25 protein-coding genes are annotated in these 20807 nt (G+C 45.2%); 17 read left to right on the forward strand and 8 right to left on the reverse strand.

Translation table 11 applies throughout. The annotated features are described in order from the left end of the window. Positions 1–75: 75 nt before the first annotated feature. From GK047_RS03565 to GK047_RS03590, 6 genes are all read left to right on the forward strand, one after another. The gene (locus GK047_RS03565) at positions 76–852 is read left to right on the forward strand and encodes an ABC transporter ATP-binding protein (RefSeq protein WP_163941247.1); all 777 of its coding nucleotides are present in this window, start codon (positions 76–78) and stop codon (positions 850–852) included. Then, on the forward strand, positions 827–2158 hold the full coding sequence (locus GK047_RS03570) for an FtsX-like permease family protein (protein WP_163941250.1): 1332 nt from the start codon (positions 827–829) through the stop codon (positions 2156–2158). The genes GK047_RS03565 and GK047_RS03570 overlap by 26 nt, the downstream gene beginning before the upstream one ends. Further along, positions 2155–3648 carry a serine hydrolase domain-containing protein gene (locus GK047_RS03575; protein WP_163941253.1) on the forward strand — a complete coding sequence of 498 codons (1494 nt, stop codon included), beginning with the start codon at positions 2155–2157 and terminating at the stop codon, positions 3646–3648. The genes GK047_RS03570 and GK047_RS03575 overlap by 4 nt, the downstream gene beginning before the upstream one ends. Before the next feature lie 37 nt (positions 3649–3685). Next, positions 3686–3829, forward strand: coding sequence for a hypothetical protein (locus tag GK047_RS03580; protein WP_163941256.1), 144 nt, complete (start codon positions 3686–3688; stop codon positions 3827–3829). A gap of 45 nt (positions 3830–3874) precedes the next feature. After that, a complete protein-coding gene (locus GK047_RS03585) occupies positions 3875–4183 on the forward strand; it encodes a glycoside hydrolase domain-containing protein (protein ID WP_163941258.1) in 309 nt (102 codons plus the stop codon). 65 nt (positions 4184–4248) lie between these two features. Next, complete coding sequence (locus tag GK047_RS03590) at positions 4249–4380, forward strand: N-acetylmuramoyl-L-alanine amidase (protein WP_163941261.1); 132 nt, start codon at positions 4249–4251, stop codon at positions 4378–4380. Between the two features lie 53 nt (positions 4381–4433). On the opposite strand, the gene GK047_RS03595 is transcribed toward GK047_RS03590, so the two are convergent. Then, entirely contained in the window at positions 4434–5159 is a 726-nt protein-coding gene (locus GK047_RS03595) for a Calx-beta domain-containing protein (protein ID WP_163941264.1), read from the reverse strand. A 597-nt stretch (positions 5160–5756) separates the two neighbouring features. Between GK047_RS03595 and GK047_RS03605 the strand changes: the two genes are divergently transcribed. The 7 genes from GK047_RS03605 to GK047_RS03635 all read left to right on the forward strand — a co-directional run bounded on the left by GK047_RS03605 (position 5757) and on the right by GK047_RS03635 (position 10486). Beyond that, positions 5757–6698: an ABC transporter substrate-binding protein gene (locus GK047_RS03605; RefSeq protein WP_163941267.1), complete on the forward strand. Its 942-nt coding sequence runs from the start codon at positions 5757–5759 to the stop codon at positions 6696–6698. Positions 6699–7109: 411 nt separating this feature from the next. Further along, positions 7110–7325, forward strand: coding sequence for a hypothetical protein (locus GK047_RS03610; protein ID WP_163941270.1), 216 nt, complete (start codon positions 7110–7112; stop codon positions 7323–7325). A gap of 145 nt (positions 7326–7470) precedes the next feature. Further along, positions 7471–7980 carry a metal-dependent hydrolase gene (locus GK047_RS03615; protein WP_163941273.1) on the forward strand — a complete coding sequence of 170 codons (510 nt, stop codon included), beginning with the start codon at positions 7471–7473 and terminating at the stop codon, positions 7978–7980. A gap of 274 nt (positions 7981–8254) precedes the next feature. Next, positions 8255–8365, forward strand: coding sequence for an MBL fold metallo-hydrolase (locus tag GK047_RS29450; protein WP_346010300.1), 111 nt, complete (start codon positions 8255–8257; stop codon positions 8363–8365). A 224-nt stretch (positions 8366–8589) separates the two neighbouring features. Next, positions 8590–9243, forward strand: a complete 654-nt coding sequence (gene bluB, locus GK047_RS03625) for a 5,6-dimethylbenzimidazole synthase (RefSeq protein ID WP_163941275.1) — start codon at positions 8590–8592, stop codon at positions 9241–9243. Beyond that, positions 9231–9842, forward strand: a complete 612-nt coding sequence (locus GK047_RS03630) for a P-loop nucleotide/nucleoside kinase family protein (RefSeq protein ID WP_163941278.1) — start codon at positions 9231–9233, stop codon at positions 9840–9842. The genes bluB and GK047_RS03630 overlap by 13 nt, the downstream gene beginning before the upstream one ends. Before the next feature lie 170 nt (positions 9843–10012). Then, entirely contained in the window at positions 10013–10486 is a 474-nt protein-coding gene (locus GK047_RS03635) for a GlcG/HbpS family heme-binding protein (protein WP_163941281.1), read from the forward strand. Positions 10487–10553: 67 nt separating this feature from the next. Here GK047_RS03635 and GK047_RS03640 read toward each other — a convergent pair whose 3' ends face one another. From GK047_RS03640 to kduI, 4 genes are read right to left on the reverse strand one after another with little or no spacing between them, the layout of a single operon-like run. After that, complete coding sequence (locus GK047_RS03640; RefSeq protein WP_163941284.1) at positions 10554–11384, reverse strand: sugar phosphate isomerase/epimerase family protein; 831 nt, start codon at positions 11382–11384, stop codon at positions 10554–10556. Next, positions 11385–12137: a 2-dehydro-3-deoxy-D-gluconate 5-dehydrogenase KduD gene (gene kduD, locus GK047_RS03645; RefSeq protein ID WP_163941287.1), complete on the reverse strand. Its 753-nt coding sequence runs from the start codon at positions 12135–12137 to the stop codon at positions 11385–11387. A gap of 22 nt (positions 12138–12159) precedes the next feature. Then, complete coding sequence (locus GK047_RS03650) at positions 12160–12915, reverse strand: DeoR/GlpR family DNA-binding transcription regulator (protein WP_163943604.1); 756 nt, start codon at positions 12913–12915, stop codon at positions 12160–12162. Positions 12916–12953: 38 nt separating this feature from the next. Continuing rightward, positions 12954–13787 carry a 5-dehydro-4-deoxy-D-glucuronate isomerase gene (gene kduI, locus GK047_RS03655; RefSeq protein ID WP_163941290.1) on the reverse strand — a complete coding sequence of 278 codons (834 nt, stop codon included), beginning with the start codon at positions 13785–13787 and terminating at the stop codon, positions 12954–12956. 190 nt (positions 13788–13977) lie between these two features. Between kduI and GK047_RS03660 the strand changes: the two genes are divergently transcribed. From GK047_RS03660 to GK047_RS03675, 4 genes are all read left to right on the forward strand, one after another. Beyond that, complete coding sequence (locus GK047_RS03660; protein ID WP_163941293.1) at positions 13978–14142, forward strand: hypothetical protein; 165 nt, start codon at positions 13978–13980, stop codon at positions 14140–14142. Between the two features lie 247 nt (positions 14143–14389). Then, entirely contained in the window at positions 14390–14707 is a 318-nt protein-coding gene (locus GK047_RS03665) for a cupin domain-containing protein (protein WP_163941296.1), read from the forward strand. Positions 14708–14827: 120 nt separating this feature from the next. Next, complete coding sequence (locus tag GK047_RS03670) at positions 14828–16693, forward strand: sensor histidine kinase (protein WP_163941299.1); 1866 nt, start codon at positions 14828–14830, stop codon at positions 16691–16693. Further along, entirely contained in the window at positions 16681–17439 is a 759-nt protein-coding gene (locus GK047_RS03675) for a response regulator transcription factor (RefSeq protein WP_163941302.1), read from the forward strand. The genes GK047_RS03670 and GK047_RS03675 overlap by 13 nt, the downstream gene beginning before the upstream one ends. Positions 17440–17472: 33 nt before the next feature. Here GK047_RS03675 and GK047_RS03680 read toward each other — a convergent pair whose 3' ends face one another. The 3 genes from GK047_RS03680 to GK047_RS03690 all read right to left on the reverse strand — a co-directional run bounded on the left by GK047_RS03680 (position 17473) and on the right by GK047_RS03690 (position 20398). Further along, positions 17473–18537 carry a TRAP transporter substrate-binding protein gene (locus GK047_RS03680; RefSeq protein WP_163941305.1) on the reverse strand — a complete coding sequence of 355 codons (1065 nt, stop codon included), beginning with the start codon at positions 18535–18537 and terminating at the stop codon, positions 17473–17475. A gap of 64 nt (positions 18538–18601) precedes the next feature. Further along, the gene (locus GK047_RS03685; protein WP_163941308.1) at positions 18602–19894 is read right to left on the reverse strand and encodes a TRAP transporter large permease; all 1293 of its coding nucleotides are present in this window, start codon (positions 19892–19894) and stop codon (positions 18602–18604) included. Further along, a complete protein-coding gene (locus GK047_RS03690; protein ID WP_163941311.1) occupies positions 19895–20398 on the reverse strand; it encodes a TRAP transporter small permease in 504 nt (167 codons plus the stop codon). Between the last annotated feature and the right edge of the window lie 409 nt (positions 20399–20807).

Consider the following 20807-nt stretch of genomic DNA (forward strand, 5'->3'; position numbering starts at 1 on the left):
TGGGTTCAATGCCTCCTTCGGGCTATACTTACGATATCGAAGCTTCGACAGACCGAAACAAGGAGGTAGCGAATCATGATTGTACTTAAAACGCAGGGACTTGGCAAAATATATAGTTCTATAGGAAATGTTGCTTACCAAGCACTAGAAGACATTGATTTACAGGTAGAGAATGGTGAGTTTGTCGGAATCATGGGACCTTCGGGAAGTGGAAAGACGACCCTTCTCAATTTATTGGCGACGATAGACAGTCCTACAGCAGGCCATATTGAAATTAACGGGGTTAATCCGAGCAAGCTTAGCGATAAAAATCTGGCGCTGTTTAGGAGACATCAGCTTGGGTTTGTCTTTCAGGATTTCAACCTGTTGGACACTTTGTCGATCAAGGAAAATATTATTTTACCACTGGTGTTGGAAGGCATAGCTCCCAAGGTAATTGAACAGAGACTTCAGCCGCTTGCTCAGTTGCTGCAAATCGCTGGTATTTTGGATAAACGAAGTTACGAAGTTTCCGGTGGGCAGAAGCAACGAGTGGCGATTGCTCGCGCCTTTATGCATCAACCTTCCCTTGTGTTAGCGGATGAGCTAACCGGGAATCTAGATTCAAAGGCTGCGAAGGATGTCATGGATGCGTTGAAAGATATGAACGAACAATCAAAAACGACTGTGCTCATGGTGACTCACGATCCTTTCTCGGCGAGCTACTGTGGGCGTATTATCTTCATTAAAGATGGCAAGATTTTCTCGGAAATACGGCGCGGCGTTAATCAAAAAGCTTTTTTTCAACAAATATTGGACGCGCTGAGCGTGCTGGGAGGGAATTTCGATGACGTTCCGATCACTCGCTTTTAGCAACATTCGAGGCAAATGGCGGTCCTATAGCGCATTTTTTATGAGCAGTGTGTTTTCCGTGATGATTTTCTATATTTATGCTGCTTTTCTTGCACATCCCGACGTAGTGGGTGGCCATCTATTGGCCGCTGAGAAGGTAAGGCAAGGCATGGAGTTTTGCGAATATGTGATCGTCATTTTCTCCTTTTTGTTTGTACTCTATTCGAATTCAGCGTTTTTGAAGACAAGAAAGCAAGAATTCGGGCTCTTTTCGTTGTTTGGGATGACTCGATTACAAATTCGCAAACTTCTCATCTATGAGAATATGGCAATCGCGATATTAGCCATCTTAACGGGCATCGGCCTGGGCATGTTGTTCAGCAAGCTGTTCTTTATGGCGCTTGCAAACCTGCTGCATATGAACAATTCCATTGCTTTTGCAGTACCCCTCCAAGCAATATGGCTAACGGCAGGGGGGTTCTTCATGCTGTTTACACTCATCTCGCTATGGACGGCGCTCAGGGTGAGCAGATTGGAAATCGCGGAAATGCTTCGAGCTTCACGGCAGCCGAAGGGACGGCTTGTTTATTCGCCATGGTTTGCTTTGCTTGCCGTTATTTGCCTAGGAGCCGCTTATGTTATGGCGTTGCTCCTCACTCCGGCCAATCTCGATCTGTTTGTACTGCTTATCCTGATTATGGTAATGATCGGTACATATTTATTATTCACTCAGCTAAGCATAATGCTGCTTCGGGCTATTCAAAAGCGTTACAGTGTCTATTACTATCGAACGAATATGATCGTTATTGCCCAGCTTAGCTACAAGATGAAGGATAATGCGCGAATGTTATTTATCGTATCGATTTTAAGCGCTGTAATTTTAACGGTTTCGAGTGCCTTTTACATTTTAGGATATACGGCTCAATATGATGATATGAAGGAAAAGGCTGCGTTGATGAGGTTTATCGGGCTGTTTATCAGCCTGCTGTTCTTCATCGCATCCGGCAGCATAACGTACTTCAAGCTTTTTACAGAGCTGCTGGAAGATCAAATGCAATTTCAAGCACTGACCCGGATCGGCATGACTGAAGGTGAAATTCGAAAAATCATCAATACGCAAATCGGTCTTATTTTCTTTGTACCTTGCATAGTGGGCATTGTCCACTCACTGGTCGCGATGAAAGCATTAGACAATCTGCTGCAGTCATCCAATTGGATCTATTCGTTCGTCGTTATCGGCATTTATTTGGTCATGCAGACGGTATACTTCCTTGTCACCTGCAACAGCTATATGAAAAGCATACTTCCGAGGAGAAAATTACTATGAAGATCAAATTATACAAGTTGATGATGATTGTAACGTTTACGTTATACGTTTTATTTTCACCGTTTACAGCTTATGCCGAGTCGGATGAATGGAATGTCGATGCGGCAAAAATCGATACGTTCATGGAGTCTGCTATAAACAGATTTCACATACCCGGGGCTGCACTCGGCATAATAAAGGGCGATCAGACGGTTTATCTAAAAGGCTACGGTTTCTCCGGTCCTGAGAAAACGCCTGTCACGCCGCAGACTCCATTTGTCCTCGGCTCTACGAGTAAGTCATTTACTGCCTTAGCTATCATGCAATTGGTTGAAGAAGGAAAGATTGATCTAGATGCGCCGATAAAGCGATATTTACCATGGTTTCGATTAGCCGATGAAGAAGCGTCCAAACACATTTTAGTCAAACATTTATTGAATCAAACTAGCGGACTTTCCACTTATGACGGCCGACTTGGCATGATGAACGGTAATAAGTCCGTAGAGGAACATATTCGAGATCTGACACATACGTCGCTTTCCAATCCTGTTGGATCTGTATTTCAATATTCAAACTTAAACTATAATATTCTCGGTGGAATCGTTCAAGCGGTATCTGGAGAACCTTTCACCCAATATGTAAGCAATCACATCTTCAAGCAACTGGACATGGTGCATAGCTATGCTTCACCAGAAAAGGCTCAAAATGATGGTTTGGCAACAGGGTACCAGCCTGTATTTGGCTTCATGGCTCCGACCAAACAATTAAGACATGAGGGTACGGTTGCATCAGGTTATTTAATTTCAAGTGCGGAGGATATGTCGAATTATTTAATTGCTCAAATCAACCGCGGACATTTCAAAAACAAGACCGTATTATCCGAAGAAGGTGTTGAGCTCATGCACCGTCCCTCTTCATCTATGGGAGATGGCGTATTTTACGCGATGGGCTGGAGTGTCAATAAGAATGTAATTTTCCATAACGGTGTAACTGAAAATACGTATTCATTTATGGTTATGAATGGGGATTATGGCATAGTCCTTCTTATAAACGCAAATGATTTCCTCATTTCCTACGATAGCATTGTTGCGGGGATTAACGGAATTCTCCACGGGCAAGAGCGATCACAAGCTGACTTACCCGATTTTAGCAAGACATACCTGATTGTAGATCTAATCGTACTGATAGGTTTAGGTTTAGTCTCGAGGTCGATCTACAATCTATTTAAATGGAAAGCGAGATTTAAAGCCACGACTTTGCGTATTTTTATCAATTATGTCTACATTTTGTTATTTAACTTGTTGCTTCCTATAGGGATAGTTATATATTTACCTAAACTAGCTCAAGCTCCCTGGTCGGTTGCATTTTCATTCTTACCAGGATTAGGACAGGTTCTTTATTTCATATCTATCCTATTGCTATGTATGGGGTTGGTCAAAGCAGTTCTTATCATTCGTAGTATGGATGGTGACAAGAAGGAGGACTTAAATCTGGTGAATTCAAGTTCGTAGGATAATATTACTCATTATCCAGGAGATTCAACTTGCGATGAACTACCCTTACACGGAAACGGATCTTGCACAAATCAGAGGCGCTCGCCACAAACATATTGTTGGCACGCCGCAGCAGGTGAAAGAAGAAATCCTCAATAGCTTGCTCCAGATGCGACTGAGGGGGACAGACAAACTGTAAAAGAAAATATTGAGGAGCATCTATTAATGAGTTAACCAAGCAGGCTTGGGCATTGTTTCTGTATTCGAAACGACTGCGAGCCGAGCATTAGGCGGTCGTGCTGCAGGCCTTGCCGATGGCGCAACGGCCGTTCAAGTAGCACAGAAAGTAGGACAGCCAACTGGCAGCTGCATATACTTTGCTGTTGACTTCAAAGCCACTCCAGAGTTTACAACTGGTGTGTACGGATCGCACGCGGTAGTGGAAGCTGTCCGAGCAGCAGGCGCATGCTCGCGCTTCTGGCAAACCAGAGCATGGAGCTATGGTAAGCATTCGGCAGCGGCACATATTTATCAATACGATTGTGGCCCATAAGGTTTAGGTATGCCAATAAACGGAATTGGCGTAGATCTGAACTATGGATATGGGAATGAAGGAGCATGGAACGCGCGGATAAAATTATTGGTGTTCTAGCAGCTGTGTATGGCGTATGTGTGGATCAAACAAGTAAAGATGAGGTCCATAGGTTAGCTAACGAGCTGCGAAAAGCATCTGGGCAGCCTGAGCAGTAAAAGATGAAATCCCCGCTGGCGTAGGCTGGCGGGGATTTTTTTATGTATTTACATTAATCTGCATCTCTGATCACAACAGTTGTCTCTGATTTTTCACCTATTGCCGTTACATGGCCATCTGGTCTATACAGCTTTATGCCAAAAGTTTCTAATGGTTCAGTTTTATGATCATTAATTAGTTTGATTTCGATTGTTTTACTTGTTTCACCAGGTCTAAAGATTACAACCCTTTCATGATCTTCACCTGGAACATAATCTTTATAACTTATAGCGGATCTATCGACTGTATAGTAACACAATACCGATCTTTCGCTAACGTTTCCTTTGCGGACTAGCTTAATAGTGGCTTTTCCATTTTCCTCAGAGGCCATTTGTGCGCGTGTGTCGAATTCAATCGTCGGACTAGGTTCATAAAAAACGGTTCTGGTTTCCTTGAGTACTTTACCTGAATGGAAGGTTAACTTAAATGTTATCTTTTTCTCACCTCTTTCCATGCCAGCTAATGATACAGTATCATAAATTAACCACTCCCACTTCCAATTTTTCAAAGGGAAAGAACGTCCTTCGACTTCTAAAGTTGCGGTATACTGTTCAGGTACAGGCGCAGAAATACTAGCATGAACATAAAAAATCGTTCCTACAACTTCGGATTCTAGAGGACTCCATCTAAGTCCAATCTCATCTTCTGCAAGGGCTTTATTTGGAATCTGAAGGGCGGAGAAGAACAGCGGTACGACAATTAATAATACGAAAGCTAGTTTTTTCCAATTTAAAATCATTTCTTTATAAACCTCCTAGTTAATTATCCCATAATTATAGCGGGAAAAGTAAATATCTGGAATAGGCTTGGAGGAACATAAGTAATTGTGAAACTGATAGAACAGTGTCGAAAAAACGAAATCCCTCGTTGACCTTAAATGGTTAGTGTTTTTTTTTGCTAACCTTTTTGTGGCCGCAACCAGTAAATAAGATGTTCGGTGTCGGCTCGCGCATGACAGCACATTTTGCTCGTCTTGGAATGACCGCGATCGGCGATTCCATATCGAACCCATGATCTTTCATTTCTTGCACCCAATATGTTGAATTCCAACGATCATACTGAATTCGACGAAAGGCTTGGACGAGAAACTAAGGCTATTCAACATAGACGGATCCGACAAAGAGTGATCTTATAAGGAGAACTACCGATGAATCGTGATGATAAGCGGCGCATTTTTCAAAAATTAAGCGAACGCTTTTCTTGAGCGCTTAGTTCGGGATCAATAGACCGACTCTCAGGGTTGGGAATTGAAACAGTAGTAAGAGGAATGATTCTAAGTTGAAATTCTTCGTTGATAATGATAATCTTTATCATATAGAAAAAGGAGGAGAACAAATTGTACTTGAAAAAAAAAGTAGTTTTAATAGTTATGGGTGTACTGATCTTGACCACACTTTTTGGTTGCTCTTCAAATAAGGAAGCAAAGAGTAATGAGGGCATAAAAACTTCCTCATCTCAAGCTCGGGTGATTAAAGACCTGAAAGGGGAGCAAAGATTAACCGACATTCCCAAAAAAATTGCGGTTCTTGCACCTAATTTTGGGGATTATCTAGTAGCCTTAGGCGTGAAGCCTAATTCTTCTGTAGCTATAGAGAACGATCGGTTTATTAAGTATTTGACTGAAGGCTTCCAGGGGGTAAAGCCGCTAGGTACGATGAGCGCACCTAATCTTGAAGCTACATTGGAAGCTAGCCCTGACTTGATAATTGCCTTTGAATCCCAAGATAAAGTATATGATCAATTACAAAAAATAGCGCCTACCTTGCTACTTGAGCGTTTTGCTGATTGGCGGACGAATATTGTCACTTTTGGGCAAATCACAGGTAAAGAGATCGAGGCGAAGAAAGTAATTGCAGATTACGATAAGAAGACAAGTGAATGGAAGACCAAGCTTTCTCAAAAGCTAGGAGAGCAAACGGTTGGCGTACTGCGGGTCAGAGATAAGGAACTGCGACTCTATATGAAATCAGGTATGGTAGGAACGAGGCTGTATAAAGAGCTTGGTTTGAACACGCCTTCATTGGTCGTAGATAGTAAGGACGAGTGGCTTCCGATGTCCATGGAAATGTTACCGAAAATCAATCCGGATCATATATTTCTAATGGTAGATGATGAGGACAAAATGAAAGAATTGAAAGAATTACCCCTATGGACAAATTTGAACGCTGTTCGTTCAGGTCATGTTTATCCGATTGACACCGAATTATGGATTACAGGGAATGGGCCGATAGGTATTAATTTGGTAGTCGATCAGGTGGCAGAGAACCTGATGCGATAAGAATATATATCGTTTTGATTCCTTAACATCCATATGCAAGTTTGTAGAGAGGGGGAGAGCAAATGGAAAATAGATGTCTACATGCAAACTTTCATGAGTGGTTTTACGTTGAGGCTGAAAAATTAAATCTTTTCGTAGAATATGATTCATATACCGATTACGTAACCATTCCAGCTGCTCTGGGTAAAGGAAGTATCCAAAGGATGATCCTAAGCCCGAGTATGGAATTAGTCTATTCGAATTGTCGTTTCCATAACAAGATGGCTCTTCCTCTCCCTGACATTGATATCTTTCAAATTAACATTCTCTAGGTGATATGTGGCAGTTGGCGTCTTAATTCCCTGATGAGAAGACGGTATTTGCGTTTTATGCCTATTCCCTTTACACTTAAATCAAAAATGGAGTGGTGAAATGAGTAAAGGCAGAGTATGGAACAAAGGTAAACGCAATGGCGGAGGAGGCCCTCCTGCTGGAACGGGCTATAAAGAGAAGCTAGAGGCTGCTCAAAAAGCATCTGGTATCGAAATCATCGATCCTACAAATCCAATCAATCAAGTGAAGCGGATGAATCGAGACAATTGGGTGGAAAGACCCGTCAGACCGAATCAAAGCCGACCTAAAGAATAGCAAGTAAGCCTATTCAGACGCTTTAGCATGGCTGAGTAGGCTTTTTTATGTTCTAAATAACCGATCGATAGGTCTTATTTTTAAAAGTTGGTTCGAATCCTATACAGCTACGATGACATGACAAATAAGGAGATTTACATTCATTATGCTTCAAAAAACTCATAGTGTTGCCGGCTTCATTTCGGCCGAGATTGTACTTGTGTATCAAGATGTTAGCTTTTTCTCTTGGGAGTCCGCAGGAGCACTTTTACTAGGTTGTTTGGTCGGCACTTTGGCGGATGTAGACAAACCAGGGTCTACAATGGCTAAGGTGCTTTTTCCTTTATCCGCATTGCTTCGACTTCTCAAAGTGCGCCATCGCACAGTGACACATTCTATTCTGATTATGTTACTGCTTTTGCTTACGACGTCATCATTACCCCCTTTATTCTATTGGGTCTTTATGGTTGCCTATGCCTCTCATCCGCTTATCGATTTGTTTAATGACAAAGGCGTTCAGTTATTTTGGCCGATTCCATGGAAAATTCGCCTGCTTCCGAAATGGATGGCTATTACGACCGGCACAGGGGCAGAAACGGTTTTTCGCTGGTTACTTTTCTTAGTAAGCCTAGGGATACCGTTATTAAGATTTAGTGCATTTCAGCTGCATCCCTAGGTAAGGCTTGTACGTGTTTTAAATGAGCGGATACGTTTTCGTCATCACTATGCGGGAGGACAGCAAGCGCACAATTTGACCAAATTAGAAAAGTAGTAGATGATGAGATTATACAGGAAACATATGACAAATTAGGAGGTTTTCGATGGAAATTATTTATCATGGTCACTCTTGCCTACAAATCTTTGTCGGTGACAAGTCACTTGTCATTGATCCATTTCTACGAGGCAACCAACTAGCCATTGCCAAACCTGAGGACATTTAAACGAATTACATTTTATTAACTCATGCGCATATGGATCATATTTTGGATGCTGAGCCAATCGCGAAGGCAAATCATGCTTCGGTAGTGGCTAACCCCGAACTGTCCGCATTCATGTCATGAAAAGGCGATTCGTACAGCGGCTTGACGAGCGTGGGATAAGAGGGAGTGTACTTGCTCCAGGTGAGAAAATGGAGATCAACCTTGGATAACGCATCTAGTTGCTAAAAAGCTCAAAATAGTCTACTCTCCTCCTGAATAAATGAGTGAAAACTATCACTGCTTTGAGGGGGCTTTTTGTTGTATGATGATCGAGATAACAATAGCTTTTCAATGGAGGGATAAACATGTTCAGTGAACAAGACAAAGATGCCCTATACAAGATCATTAACGCTAGACGAGATATCAGAACCTTTTTGAGTGATCCTATTCCCCAGGAAACGATCATGCACTTACTTGAAGCAGCACACCACGGTCCGTCGGTTGGGTTTATGCAGCCTTGGAGCTTTATTTTAGTTACCCAAGAGACCATTAAAGAACGGCTTGCTTGGGCCGCGGATAAAGAAAGAAGGGCGCTAGCCATTCATTACGAAGACGATCGCCAGGACCAGTTTCTTGGACTGAAAATCGAAGGCCTCAAACAAGCGCCGTTAACGATCTGTGTTACCTGTGATCCTACTCGCGGCGGCTCCCATGTGTTGGGCCGTAATTCAATACCGGAAACGGATATGTTATCCACCGCTTGCGCAATTCAGAATATGTGGTTGGCAGCTTGTGTGGAAGGCTTGGCACTGGGGTGGGTCAGCTTTTACAAAAAAGCCGATGTTCGCGATATTTTGGGTATCCCGCCGCATATTGAGCCCCTTGCGCTGCTCTCGATCGGATATACCGAAAATTACCCTTCCAAGCCAATCCTTGAATCAGCGAATTGGGAGAAAAGAAGAAAATTGGATGATTTGATTTATCACGAAACCTGGGGAGGCACTGCATGCCAAAGCTAGTGTTTTTCTTAGGCCCTGCAGCAGCAGGGAAGACAACACTTGCCAAAGCTATAGTGGCCAAACGGCCAGCCGCTTTTTTGGACATGGATACGTTGTCCAGGCCCGCAGCAGAAACCATTATGAGACTCTCTGGACTCGATCCTAACGATCGGGATTCGCCTATTTACAAACAACACTGCCGTGATCTTGGTTACCGAATAACGATGGATGCTGCGCTGGAAAACGTTGGAATAGGCGTAAACACCTATGTTGTCGGTCCATTCACCAAGGAGATAGCAGATCCCTTATGGTTAGAGCAGGAACTTTCACGCGCAGGCGCGTCGTTAAGCCATATTGCTGTAAAAGCAATTTACGTGTATCTTCCCGACGAGCATGCGTATCGACTTCGACTTGCGGAAAGAGGCTCAGTGCTGGATGCTTGGAAGCTTGAAAACTGGGCAGCATTCAGCCCATCTTTGGAGCGGCAGGACATTCAATGGCCGCTTCCTGCTTCTGCCAAGCTCTATGTGGACAACTCGGACATACTTTCTGATGAGAAGCTGTCAATGATTGAGGGGTTTATTTATGGTGGGGCGGAAAAGGACAATCTCCGTTCATGAGTTTGGATGATTAGAGCGATAATTACAGACATTGAGCCTGGCTAATTGCCTGGTTCTTTTTTTATTTCGTGATCGTCTCAAACGACATGTTGGGAGGTTATCAAGACTGAAATCACAAAAAAAGCCATATGGATAAACAAAGAACAATTCGACTATAAGGGAGGAAGCAGATGAAATCCGTCTTGAAGCTCGAACTGGAAGAAGCCAAGATGATGGTGGAGGCGGGGATACAGGCAGCCCGAGAGGCCAATGCATTAGAAACGATCTGCATCGTTGATGATGGCGGCTATTTAATTGCTTTGGAGCGAATGAACGGAGGGCGCATTACAAGTCCAGATATGGCAATGGCAAAAGCATTTACAGCGAGCGGTCATAAGCGCTCTACGCACTTGTTCAATCAGCCAGGAGGTCCAGCGACCACGACAGGGGAGGCGTTTGGCATTCATGCGATGTTGCCTGGGAAATTCGCGATCTTCGTCGGTGGATTTCCAATTGTGGTGAATGGGAACGTGATTGGCGGGGTTGGGGTTAGCGGAGGGAGCGGCGAGCAGGATATTGCTGTGGGTATGGCTGCTTTGAAGGCGCTGCAGAACTATCTGGGGAACTCTTACGAGGTTCTGACAGAGCCTGATATCAAGAAATAGTCAAGCAAGAAAACCCCCGTTTCCTCTTCATGATTAGATGATGAGAGTGAAAGGGGGTTCTCCATTTTTAGGGCAAAAGATTTCTTACATACTGGATCGTCTCATTGACCGTTTCGTCAGTCAGTTGTTCCAAGGAAATATCGATGCCCGGTTTATGTTGATGAAGCTTATGAAGGAAGGAGGCTGTCTGAAATACACCAGTTCCTGAGCGTACCGCTTCTAGCTGGTCATGGTTGACGATGACATCCTTCAAATGAGCAAGTACGATGCGATTGCCAAAAGCAGCAAACGCCTGATCTAGGAAAGCGTCTTGCGCCTCAATAGCCGCTGTAGAAATCAAGTTCACGGGGTCGAAAACAACGCCCAGATTACTTGAGGGCACTTCTTCAAGTATCCTTGCCATCTTCTCTACACTGGATAGTGTGTGGGTACGTACGGGTTCGAGTCCGATGAAGACGCCCCAGCGTTCCGCTTCTTCGGCTAGCTCCTCGATGGTTTGCTTAAGGATTGACCAACCGATCGACTCGTATCGCTGAGGATCTTGCGCTATATAGGTAAGCAGATCACCCGTTTCAGTAGCGACGATGGAGGTTCCAAAGTCTCTAGCATAACGCAGATGCTCCTTGAAGCGATCGATTTCTTGCCGCCGCTGCTGAGCATCGGGATGAATCGGGTTGATGTAGCAACCGAGAACGCCGATTCGCACGCCACTCCGTTGGAACTGCTCGCCAATATGATTGGCCAGTGCAGGGCTCAGTTTGCCGAGGCTTGTGTCGATATCACGAATGGCTTTGCCTGGCGCTAGCTGGACGAAATCGATTCCGCGACCGTGCAGTTTAGCCGTCAGTTGTGCGAGCGGCAGCTTCCCAACCGTATGAGCAAGTGTACCGATGCCCATCTATCTCGCCATCCATCCGCCGTCCACGCAGAGCACATGTCCGTTCATATAATCAGAGGATGAGGAAGATAAGAAGACTACAGGACCTTTCAAGTCTTCAGGCGAGCCCCAACGGCCCGCTGGAATTCGTTCCGTAATCGCTTGCGTGCGCTTTTCGTCTTGCAGAATAGGCGCAGTATTGTTCGTAGTCATGTAGCCTGGAGCGATGGCATTAATTTGGATGCCTTTTCCAGCCCACTCATTGGCGAGTGCTTTGGTAATACCGGCAATCGCATGCTTGCTTGCCGTATAGCCAGGCACATTGATGCCGCCTTGGTAAGTTAGCATGGAGGCGATGTTGATGATTTTACCGCTGCCGCGCTCAATCATGTGACGGCCTACAAGCTGACACAGGAAAAAGGCGGAGTTCAAGTTCAGATCAATAACCGCGTGCCAATCTTGGCGAGCGTGATCGGCTGCTGGCGTTCGGCGAATAATGCCTGCATTATTCACGAGAATATCGACACGGCCATAGATGCCCACCGCCTGGTTCACGACATCCTCCAAAAGATCCTCATTACTAAGGTCAGCGGCGATAAGCTCGGCTTGCCCGCCTATTGCTCGGATCGCTTCTACGGTTTGCACGCTTTCTGAGGAGGAAACGGCAACGACTTTAGCTCCGGCTTCTGCTAATCCGATGGCCATAGCTTGACCTAGCCCCCCGGAAGCACCTGTTACGAGAGCAACTTTACCTGCCAAATCAAATAAGTTCATGAGAGGCACTCCTTTATCAATGTCAATGTGTTTCTAAGCGAACACCCGCTTGGCGGAACTGTTCGGCTGTTTCAGCAGGAAGCGCGCTGTCGGTTAGTATCATCGAAATCTCTGACAATGAGGCAAATGTTCTAAGCGCGCATTGCCCGAATTTGTAATGATCGGCGACGCCAAATACGGCTGCGCTGGACTGTATTAAAGCTCGTTTGTAGTCAACGAGATCGCTTGTGTAGATGGTGAACCCGTGCTGTAAGTGTACGCCGGTGGCAGAAAGAAAGGACTTCTGTATGTTGAGCTTGCTCACATATTCCGCGGCTTCTGGCCCTGCGAGCATATTGCGTAATCGGTAGCCGCCAGGAACGACTAGCCTAATTTCATCTTTGTGAACGAGCTCTGAGATGATATAAAGGTCGTTCGTTACAATGGTTAACGGTTGATTGTCGAGTCTTCGGGCAATCTCCAGTGTTGTGCTGCCGCCATCCAACGCAATGATATCATGCGGCTCGATGTAGCGCAGCGCGATTTGGGCGATTTCCGTTTTCTCGTCCGCATGCCTGACGATGGGCTCTTTGGCCGACAAAATACCGAGCTGGTCGCTTTGGGCGAGCATAGCGCCGCCATGGACCCGCACGAGCAGTCCTTTTTCTTCGAGCTTCGCCAAGTCTTCGCGGATTGTTTTACCCGTGACCTGGAGGCGTTCGCTAAGCTCATTGACGGTTACTTCTTTTTGTGCGAGCAGCACTTCCATAATGGTTTCGTATCTGCGTAAAGGGTTCATCGGTTTCATCGCATCCGTTTCTAAAGATGATATACGGATTATTTTAAATCTTTCATAGCAACGGCGTCCATATCTTCGAAAATTTGATTTTCGCCAGCCATGCCCCAAATGAAGGTGTAGTTGCTTGTTCCTACGCCGCTATGAATGGACCAGCTTGGAGAAATAACCGCTTGTTCGTTACGCATGACGATGTGACGCGTTTCTTGCGGTTCACCCATCATGTGGAAGACAACGCCGTCTTCCGGCATATCGAAGTACAAGTAAACTTCAGACCGACGGTTGTGTGTATGTGAAGGCATCGTATTCCACATATTTCCTGGCTTCAACAGCGTCATGCCCATAACGAGTTGACAGCTTTTCACGCCGCCGGTGTGAATGTAACGGTAAATCGTACGCTCGTTGGAATTAGTGATGCTTCCCAGGTTGTTAGGGGATGCTTCGCTGATCGCGATTTTGACCGTTGGATAAGTCTGATGCGCAGGTGTGGAGTTGAAATAAAATTTAGCAGGTTCAGCAGCATTATCGCTTGCAAATGTAATTTCTTTGGCTCCAAGGCCAATATAAAGGCCGTCTTTGGAGTCCATCGTATAGACTGTTCCATCTACAGTAACAGTCCCTTTGGCGCCAATGTTAATGATTCCGATTTCGCGACGCTCAAGGAAATAATCCGCCGCCATTTCTTTTTTATCTGCTTGTAATTGAAGCGGTCCGAGAACGGGCACAACGCCGCCTACGATGAAACGATCTACGTGGGAGTAGACGAGTTTAATTTCATTCGGTGTAAACAACGAATTGATGTGAAACTCTTCCCGCAAACGGTCTGTGTCGAATTGTTTAACTTCTCTCGGGTGTGAAGCATAGCGAATATCCATGTAAAATCGCTCCTTAGATTAAGTTTAAATTAGTTTATATAAGTTCATATACGTTTAAGTTACTCCAATTATGCCTTTTAATCAAGATGAATTTAGCAGGCTGTTTGAAAAGGCCGGTAGGAGGTGAATAAATGATAACGGATCGGTGAACAACTACATTGATTTGTAATTTCATTAGGAGGGATTCACGATGGATAAAAGTCACTATTTCGATCACGTATGCAACGATACGATTCCTACGCAGCCAGATGAAGAGGATGTAACAGCCTTGGATATGGTCAGTGAGGCCGTCGAGGAAATTATGGATAATGTGAAAAATGCCTTCACCCCGAAGGATCCGGATGAACGCGATTAAATTGTCATTGATGATAGGATGAGAGTTGTTCCTGGAGGAGCAGCTTTTTTTTTGCAAACTATCAGCAATATCAACCAACTTTTAGCTGGTGCAGATGGCTTGCGCTGCTGTTCAAATCGAGATGTTCATTTTCATTCATATATGTTCATATAGGTGCTTATCGATTATACTGAAAGAGCAAGCGAGGAAAAATGTATGGTCTTTTCTTTTGTAACCACATGTTCGAGAACAGGAAGGGGAAGCTCTAATGTCTAATATTGGGGTGTGGGAAGCAGCAGAGCCGGGCGTTAAGCGCTGCATTTTGAAGGCTGAGGTTGGCTTGATGATGATGGAAGTTCATTTCGAGCCCGGTGCAGAAGGCTATCAACATAGTCATGTGCATGAGCAGATGTCTTATTGTCTAAAGGGTAAAATTGAATTTACGATTGATGGTGTTACGACCACGATTGAGCAAGGACAAACGATTTACATACCAAGCGGTGCCAAGCATGGTGTTACTGCGCTGGAAGCCTCTGCTTTACTAGACGTCTTCACGCCAATTCGGGAAGATCTTGTTAAGCGTTAAACCAGTTGCTCATGCAACTGGTTTATCTTTATGGAGGCCCCTGAAGGCAATAATGATATGCGGAGCGCTCTTGTTACATTTGAATGCGCTTACATGATTGTTGGAGGAGGCTGCACACAGTTGCGTAGAAAAATGCATAGAGCATGGGTATCGTTCTATAGAAACTTGTTGTTGCGTGATCGTCCGCTCACGGTAAAGCTGCTCGTATATTCTGCCATGCTAGTTGTCATTCCGCTGCTAGTGGTTGGAATGATTTCATTTCAGAAATCGTCGACAGTGCTTCGCGAAGAAGCGAACCAGAGTAACCAGCAAATTATTGAACAGGTGAAGCTGCACATCGAATACTATATTCGTGATTTCGAAATTGATTCTATCCGCATGCAGAACCATCCGTCCATGCAGCGGTTTTTAAGGATGACAAGCCAGCAGGAAGTGGAGAATTCCGGTATTGAGGAGCCGATGATGCAGTTATTGAAGGATACGGCCTACTCTCGTTCAGATATTTCAAGAATCATGCTCATTATGGGCTATCAAACCGTTCTGGATACAAGTCTGAACAAAAGTGTGACACCTGCGTTGCAACTCATCGAGGAGCCGTGGTTCCAAAGTGTGCCAACCAATAGTGATATTATGCTGATCATCAGGCCGCCTTCAGCGCGTTATGAGCTTGAAGACCTGCCTGTCCTCTCCATCGTGAAACGCTTGGTAAGCCCTAATACGCTCGAACCTGTGGCTACACTGGTTATGGAAGTGAATTTTAAGCGCATTCAAGAAATAGCAGATAGAGTGACGGTGGGCCGAACGGGGTATTTATCGATTCTCGATCCTTATGGCCGCTACATCTACTCACCGGAATTTTCGGAGATTGGACATCTCGCCCCTTGGGATCAGCTAGGGTGGAACTTGCAGCAGGAAAGAGGCTCGTATCAAGCTCAGGCAGGGAATAGACTCTTTTATACCTTTAGCCTCTCTTCCTATTTGAACTGGCGCTTAGTCACGACGATTCCCGAAAAAGAGCTTACGCGTGGCACCGAATATATTAGGCAAACAATCTGGTGGACCGTCGTTGTTACCCTTGTAATCGCATATTTAATTGGCATCGGCTTTGCAGCGAGTATCGTGCGTCCAGTGAGGGCACTGCAATTTTTTATGAAAAGGGTTAAAGAAGGCGATTTTTCCGCAAGAGCAGACATTGAATCGAAGGATGAAATCGGTCAATTAACCAATGATTTTAACAAGATGGTCGATAAACTTCAGGTGCTGCTGGATGAAATTTATGTTTCGCAACTGCGAGAAACGGATCTTCAACTGCGACAAAAAGAAACAGAGCTGAAAGTGCTCCAGTCTCAAGTAAATCCGCACTTCCTGATGAATGCGTTAGAAACTGTGCGCGGCATGGCTTTAGAAAAAGAGATGTCCGACATTTCTGTTCTTGTTGCTTCACTCGGAAAGCTGCTGAGATACAATTTAAACCATTCGGCAGCAACGATTTCTTTACGCGAGGAAATTCAAATTTGTGAGCTCTATTTGCGCATCCAAAAGTATCGGTTTGAAGACAGGATTTCCTATATCTTTACGATTCCTGAATGGGCGAAGGAGCAGGCTATTGCCAAATTCGCGCTGCAGCCGTTAGTTGAGAACTGTGTTATTCATGGCATCGAAATAAGCAATCAACCTGTGCATATTGAGATTACTGCAAGGCGTCTTTGTGAGCACGAATTTGTCGTGGAACTGCAGGATAGTGGAGTTGGTATTTCACCGTCTAAACTGAGATCGCTGCAAATTGATTTACAGCAAAAAGATATGATAACGGCGGATTCACACATCGGCATCGTGAATGTTCATCGGCGTATTTCGTATTTGTTCGGAAGTGAATTCGGTATCGAGCTCGAAAGTAAACCTGACGCAGGGACTTTGGTGAAAATCAAATTGCCCCTCAGCATGTATAAAGACGAAGAGGGGGGTGGAGAAACATGTACAAACTAATTCTAGTGGATGATGAAAGATGGGTACGAGTCGTGCTGCGTAAAGCTGTTGAACAAACGAAGCTTCCCTTTGACATTGTGCAAGAATGTACAAATGGACTGGATGCTTTGGACACTTTAGGGCAGCAGAGCGTAGATCTGGTCATTTCCGATGTGAAAATGCCAGTCATGGACGGGATTGCGCTAGCCGAACAGATGGAATCGATGTCTGCTAGCTTGGTTCTAGTTAGCGGCTACGATGATTTCCAGTTGGCTCAGAAAGCGATACGCTATGGGGTCAAAGATTACTTGTTGAAGCCGGTAGAGATGGAGGCGATGGCAGACTGTTTGGGAAGATGGTTGCTGGCCAAAGCAAGCGCCTCTGAATGGAGTGCAGCTGAACGCTCTAATTTTGAGTGGGAAGGTTTGTCAGCGATTGAGCAAGTGAGGAATTTTATCGGTTCGAATCTAGCGCGAGATATAACACTGACGGATGCCGCTGCGTTGGTCCATTTAAATCCTAGTTATTTGAGCCAACTATTCAAGCAGCAGACAGGGGGCAAATTCGTTGACTATGTGATCGGAATGCGGATGGAAGAAGCCAAGAAGCTGCTGCTCAAAACGTCGCTGCGGGTTTCTGAAATTGCCCAAAGGATTGGTTATGGGGATATTGCGTATTTCAGTAATACGTTCAAGAAATTGTCTGGCTGCTCGCCGCTAGAATATCGGAAATGTGCGGGACGTATGGATGAAAAAGGACATAAATAAGGTTACTAACCTTATACATGTCCTCTTCATTTTTTATTTCTTTGTTTTTTCAATCGCTTCAAGCGTATCTTTGTAGTCGTTTCGGTACTTGTCAATCACGGGTTTTACTGCCTCCTGCCAAGACTTGAGGTCGCTCACCTCCGTAATCGTGACACCAGCCGCTCGTACTTTCGTTTCCGAATCTTTTTCGAATTTGGCCCATTCTTCTTTTTGCGTTTTGACAGAATCGAGCGCAGCTTTCTTGATAAGCGCTTTGTCCTCAGCGGAAAGCTTATCCCAGGCGACTTTTGAGATCAACAGCACCTCGGGTACGCGTTGATGTTGGTCCAGAATTAAATGTTTAGCCTGTTGAAAATGATTCGACGAAAAATAGCTCGGGTAGTTGTTCTCCGCCGCATCGATGATGCCAGTTTGTAAAGCGTTAAAAACATCCCCGTATGGCATCGGCGTCGCATTGGCGCCAAGCGCGTTCATCAGATCAATGTTGACTTTGTTTTGAATGACTCGAATTTTGAGCCCTTTCAGGTCAGTGATGCTTTTGACAGGTTTTTTTGAGTAAAAATGACGCGCTCCAGAGCTGTAGTAAGCAAGTCCCTTCATGCGAGAGGCCTCTAAGCTATCCAGCAGCTTCGTTCCTTGCTCGCTCTCGAGGAATCTCCACTGATGTTCGTCATTGTCGAAAAGATAGGGCAGGCTGAATACCTCATACTGCTTGTTGAAGCCGCCAAGCGCCCCGGTGCTGACACGGGTAAATTCAATGGCGCCAAGCTGCACCTGCTCGATCACGGCTTTCTCTTCGCCTAATTGAGAGGCGGGGTACACATCGATTTTGATCCGTCCGTCAGATGCTTGATTGACGAGTTCAGCGAACCTCTTATCTCCTAGCGTTGTCGGATAATCAGCTGGATGCGTCTCCGCGAGACGGAAGCTGAGTTTGGGACCATTGGCTTTTGTTATGGCTGTGGCCGACGGTGCAGCCGTTGGGCCGCTTTTATCTCCAGCATTCGTTGTCGTTGTGCCTCCGCCGCAAGCGGCAAGCAAAAAGCTGCTGCTAATCATTGCGGTTATGATGGTTACATATCGTTTTTTCGTTTTCATCTTGTCGGTTCACCCTTTTTATCAAAATAGGAATGAAAAAGCGCATCATATAGTCAAAAAGAAGTTATTTCATTAAATTAGGCAGCCACATGACAAGCCCAGGCACATAGGTCAGAATCATCAGAACAACGCACATGACATAAAAGAATGGTATCATGGCCTTCGTACCTGCGGATATGGAAATATTGCCAATCGCAGAGCCTACGAATAAGACGGTTCCTACGGGGGGTGTCAGCAAGCCAATGCCTAAGTTTAACATCATAATAATGCCGAAGTGAACAGGATCCATGCCCAGAGTGGTCACAACCGGGAGCAGAATGGGCGTCATGATCAAGATGAGTGGAGCCATATCCATCGGCGCGCCGAGCAAGAGCAAGAGTACGTTAATAATGAGCAGTATGATGAACGGACTGTCGGTGATGCCTAGCATCCAATCGGTCAGCATGGCGGGTACTTTCAGGAAAGCGAGCACCCAGCTGAAGGCAGCCGATGCGGCAATGAGGAAGAGAACCATGGCTACGGTACGGAAGGTGCGCTTCAGAATAATCCACATCCGGCTTATGGGGATATCTCTGTAGATGATGAATGTGAGAATGAATGCGTATAAGCATGCTAAAGCGCCGCTCTCAGTTGCAGTAAACCAGCCGCTGAAAATACCGCCCAGAATAATGACAGCAGTCATAAGTGAAAGGAGTCCGTCGCGGACAATTTTTGGGATTTCTCGAATAGGAACAGGCTCGCTCTTGGTGTAACCGCGCTTGATTGCGATGAAATAGCTGGTAATCATAAGGGAAACGCACAAGATCAAGCCTGGGACAATGCCTGCAAGGAATAGCGATGTAATCGAAATTCCGCCGCCGGCGGCCAAGGAATATAAGACAAGGTTGTGGCTGGGAGGCACAACAACACCTTGAATCGCTGCAGATACGGTGACGCCGACAGCGTAGTCGGTATCGTACCCTTTCTTCTTCATCATTGGAATCATAACGGAACCGATAGAGGAAACATCTGCGATGGCTGATCCCGAGATATTGCCGAAGAACATGCAGGCCACGCAGTTGACCATTGCCAGACCTCCGCGAATGCCGCCGACAATGACCTGAGCCAGATTGATGAGACGAAGCGCCATTTGTCCTTCCCCCATGATTTGGCCCGCCAGAATAAAGAAGGGGATGGTGAGGAGCGAATAGGAATTCATCCCTTGAATCATTGTCTGTCCGATAGTCGCAAGCGGAACTTTCAAGTAAAGGACAGTCAGCAGCGCAGAGGCAGCTAAGGCTAGGGAGATCGGAAAGCGCAGCACGATCAGAAGAGCGAATGTGAGGCAGAGGATGAGGATCGCTATCGTCGGGTCCATTTATTCACTACTTCCTTCCTGAATGTGGTGGTGCCGCTTCGTTTCGATACCGAACAGCTGCAAGAGGGAGTAAACGCAGGTCATTATGCCGGTTAGCGGCATAATGGCATACAAGATACTGTTAGGCCATCCAGTTGCGGGAAGTTCCGAATCATTCATCATGACGGTGAAACCCCAGCCGTAGTAGACCAGGTAAGCACCGAAGGCAAGGATTACCGCTTCGATAATTGTATCGAGGGCTTTGTTAACCGAAGCTGGAAGCTTTTGAGTAAAAGAGTCGATCCCTAGATGAAGCTTCTCGCGAAATCCGATGGCGATTCCCATGAAGGAGAACCAGATCAATAGCAGCATCGTGACTTCTTCGGACCAGAAGAAAACGAAATGAAACAGCTTCCGAGTAAGTACCTGTGTGGTAACGATGAGAATCATGCAGAGCAAGCCAATTAGGGCTGCTGACTCCATCCATGAATCGATCCCGAGGGCGATTTTGCGAAGTAGGCTCATGGTCAAGCGGACCTCCTTTCTCTGTTTTGTAAGTGCTTCCATTTAACTTGATTTCATTATAGCGTTCCGTCTTCATCGCAGGTACGCCACAGTTTTTAGTTTTATTTGTATTTTTTTTAGGTGATGACGAGTCTTACGCAAAAAGGTAAAGATCAGGTAATTGTGGAAGGAATTCGTAGCTTTGCAGCTCATATTCCATCAGAATCTCGAATATCCAATATTGCGTGTTTATGGAGGTTTAAAGGAAGCAAGTTCAGCTCTTGCTTGAAATGAAAAAGACACCCTATTGTCACCTAGTTAGGCGTCAAAGTGTGTCTCCGGTGAAACGGTAGATGTATACTTGATAATTCCAATTAAAAACAGAGTATAACTGATGCTAATATCAATTTTCTTACCTAGCAACCAATAG

It is taken from the genome of Paenibacillus sp. SYP-B3998, assembly GCF_010820665.1.
Taxonomy (GTDB): Bacteria; Bacillota; Bacilli; order Paenibacillales; family NBRC-103111; genus Paenibacillus_E.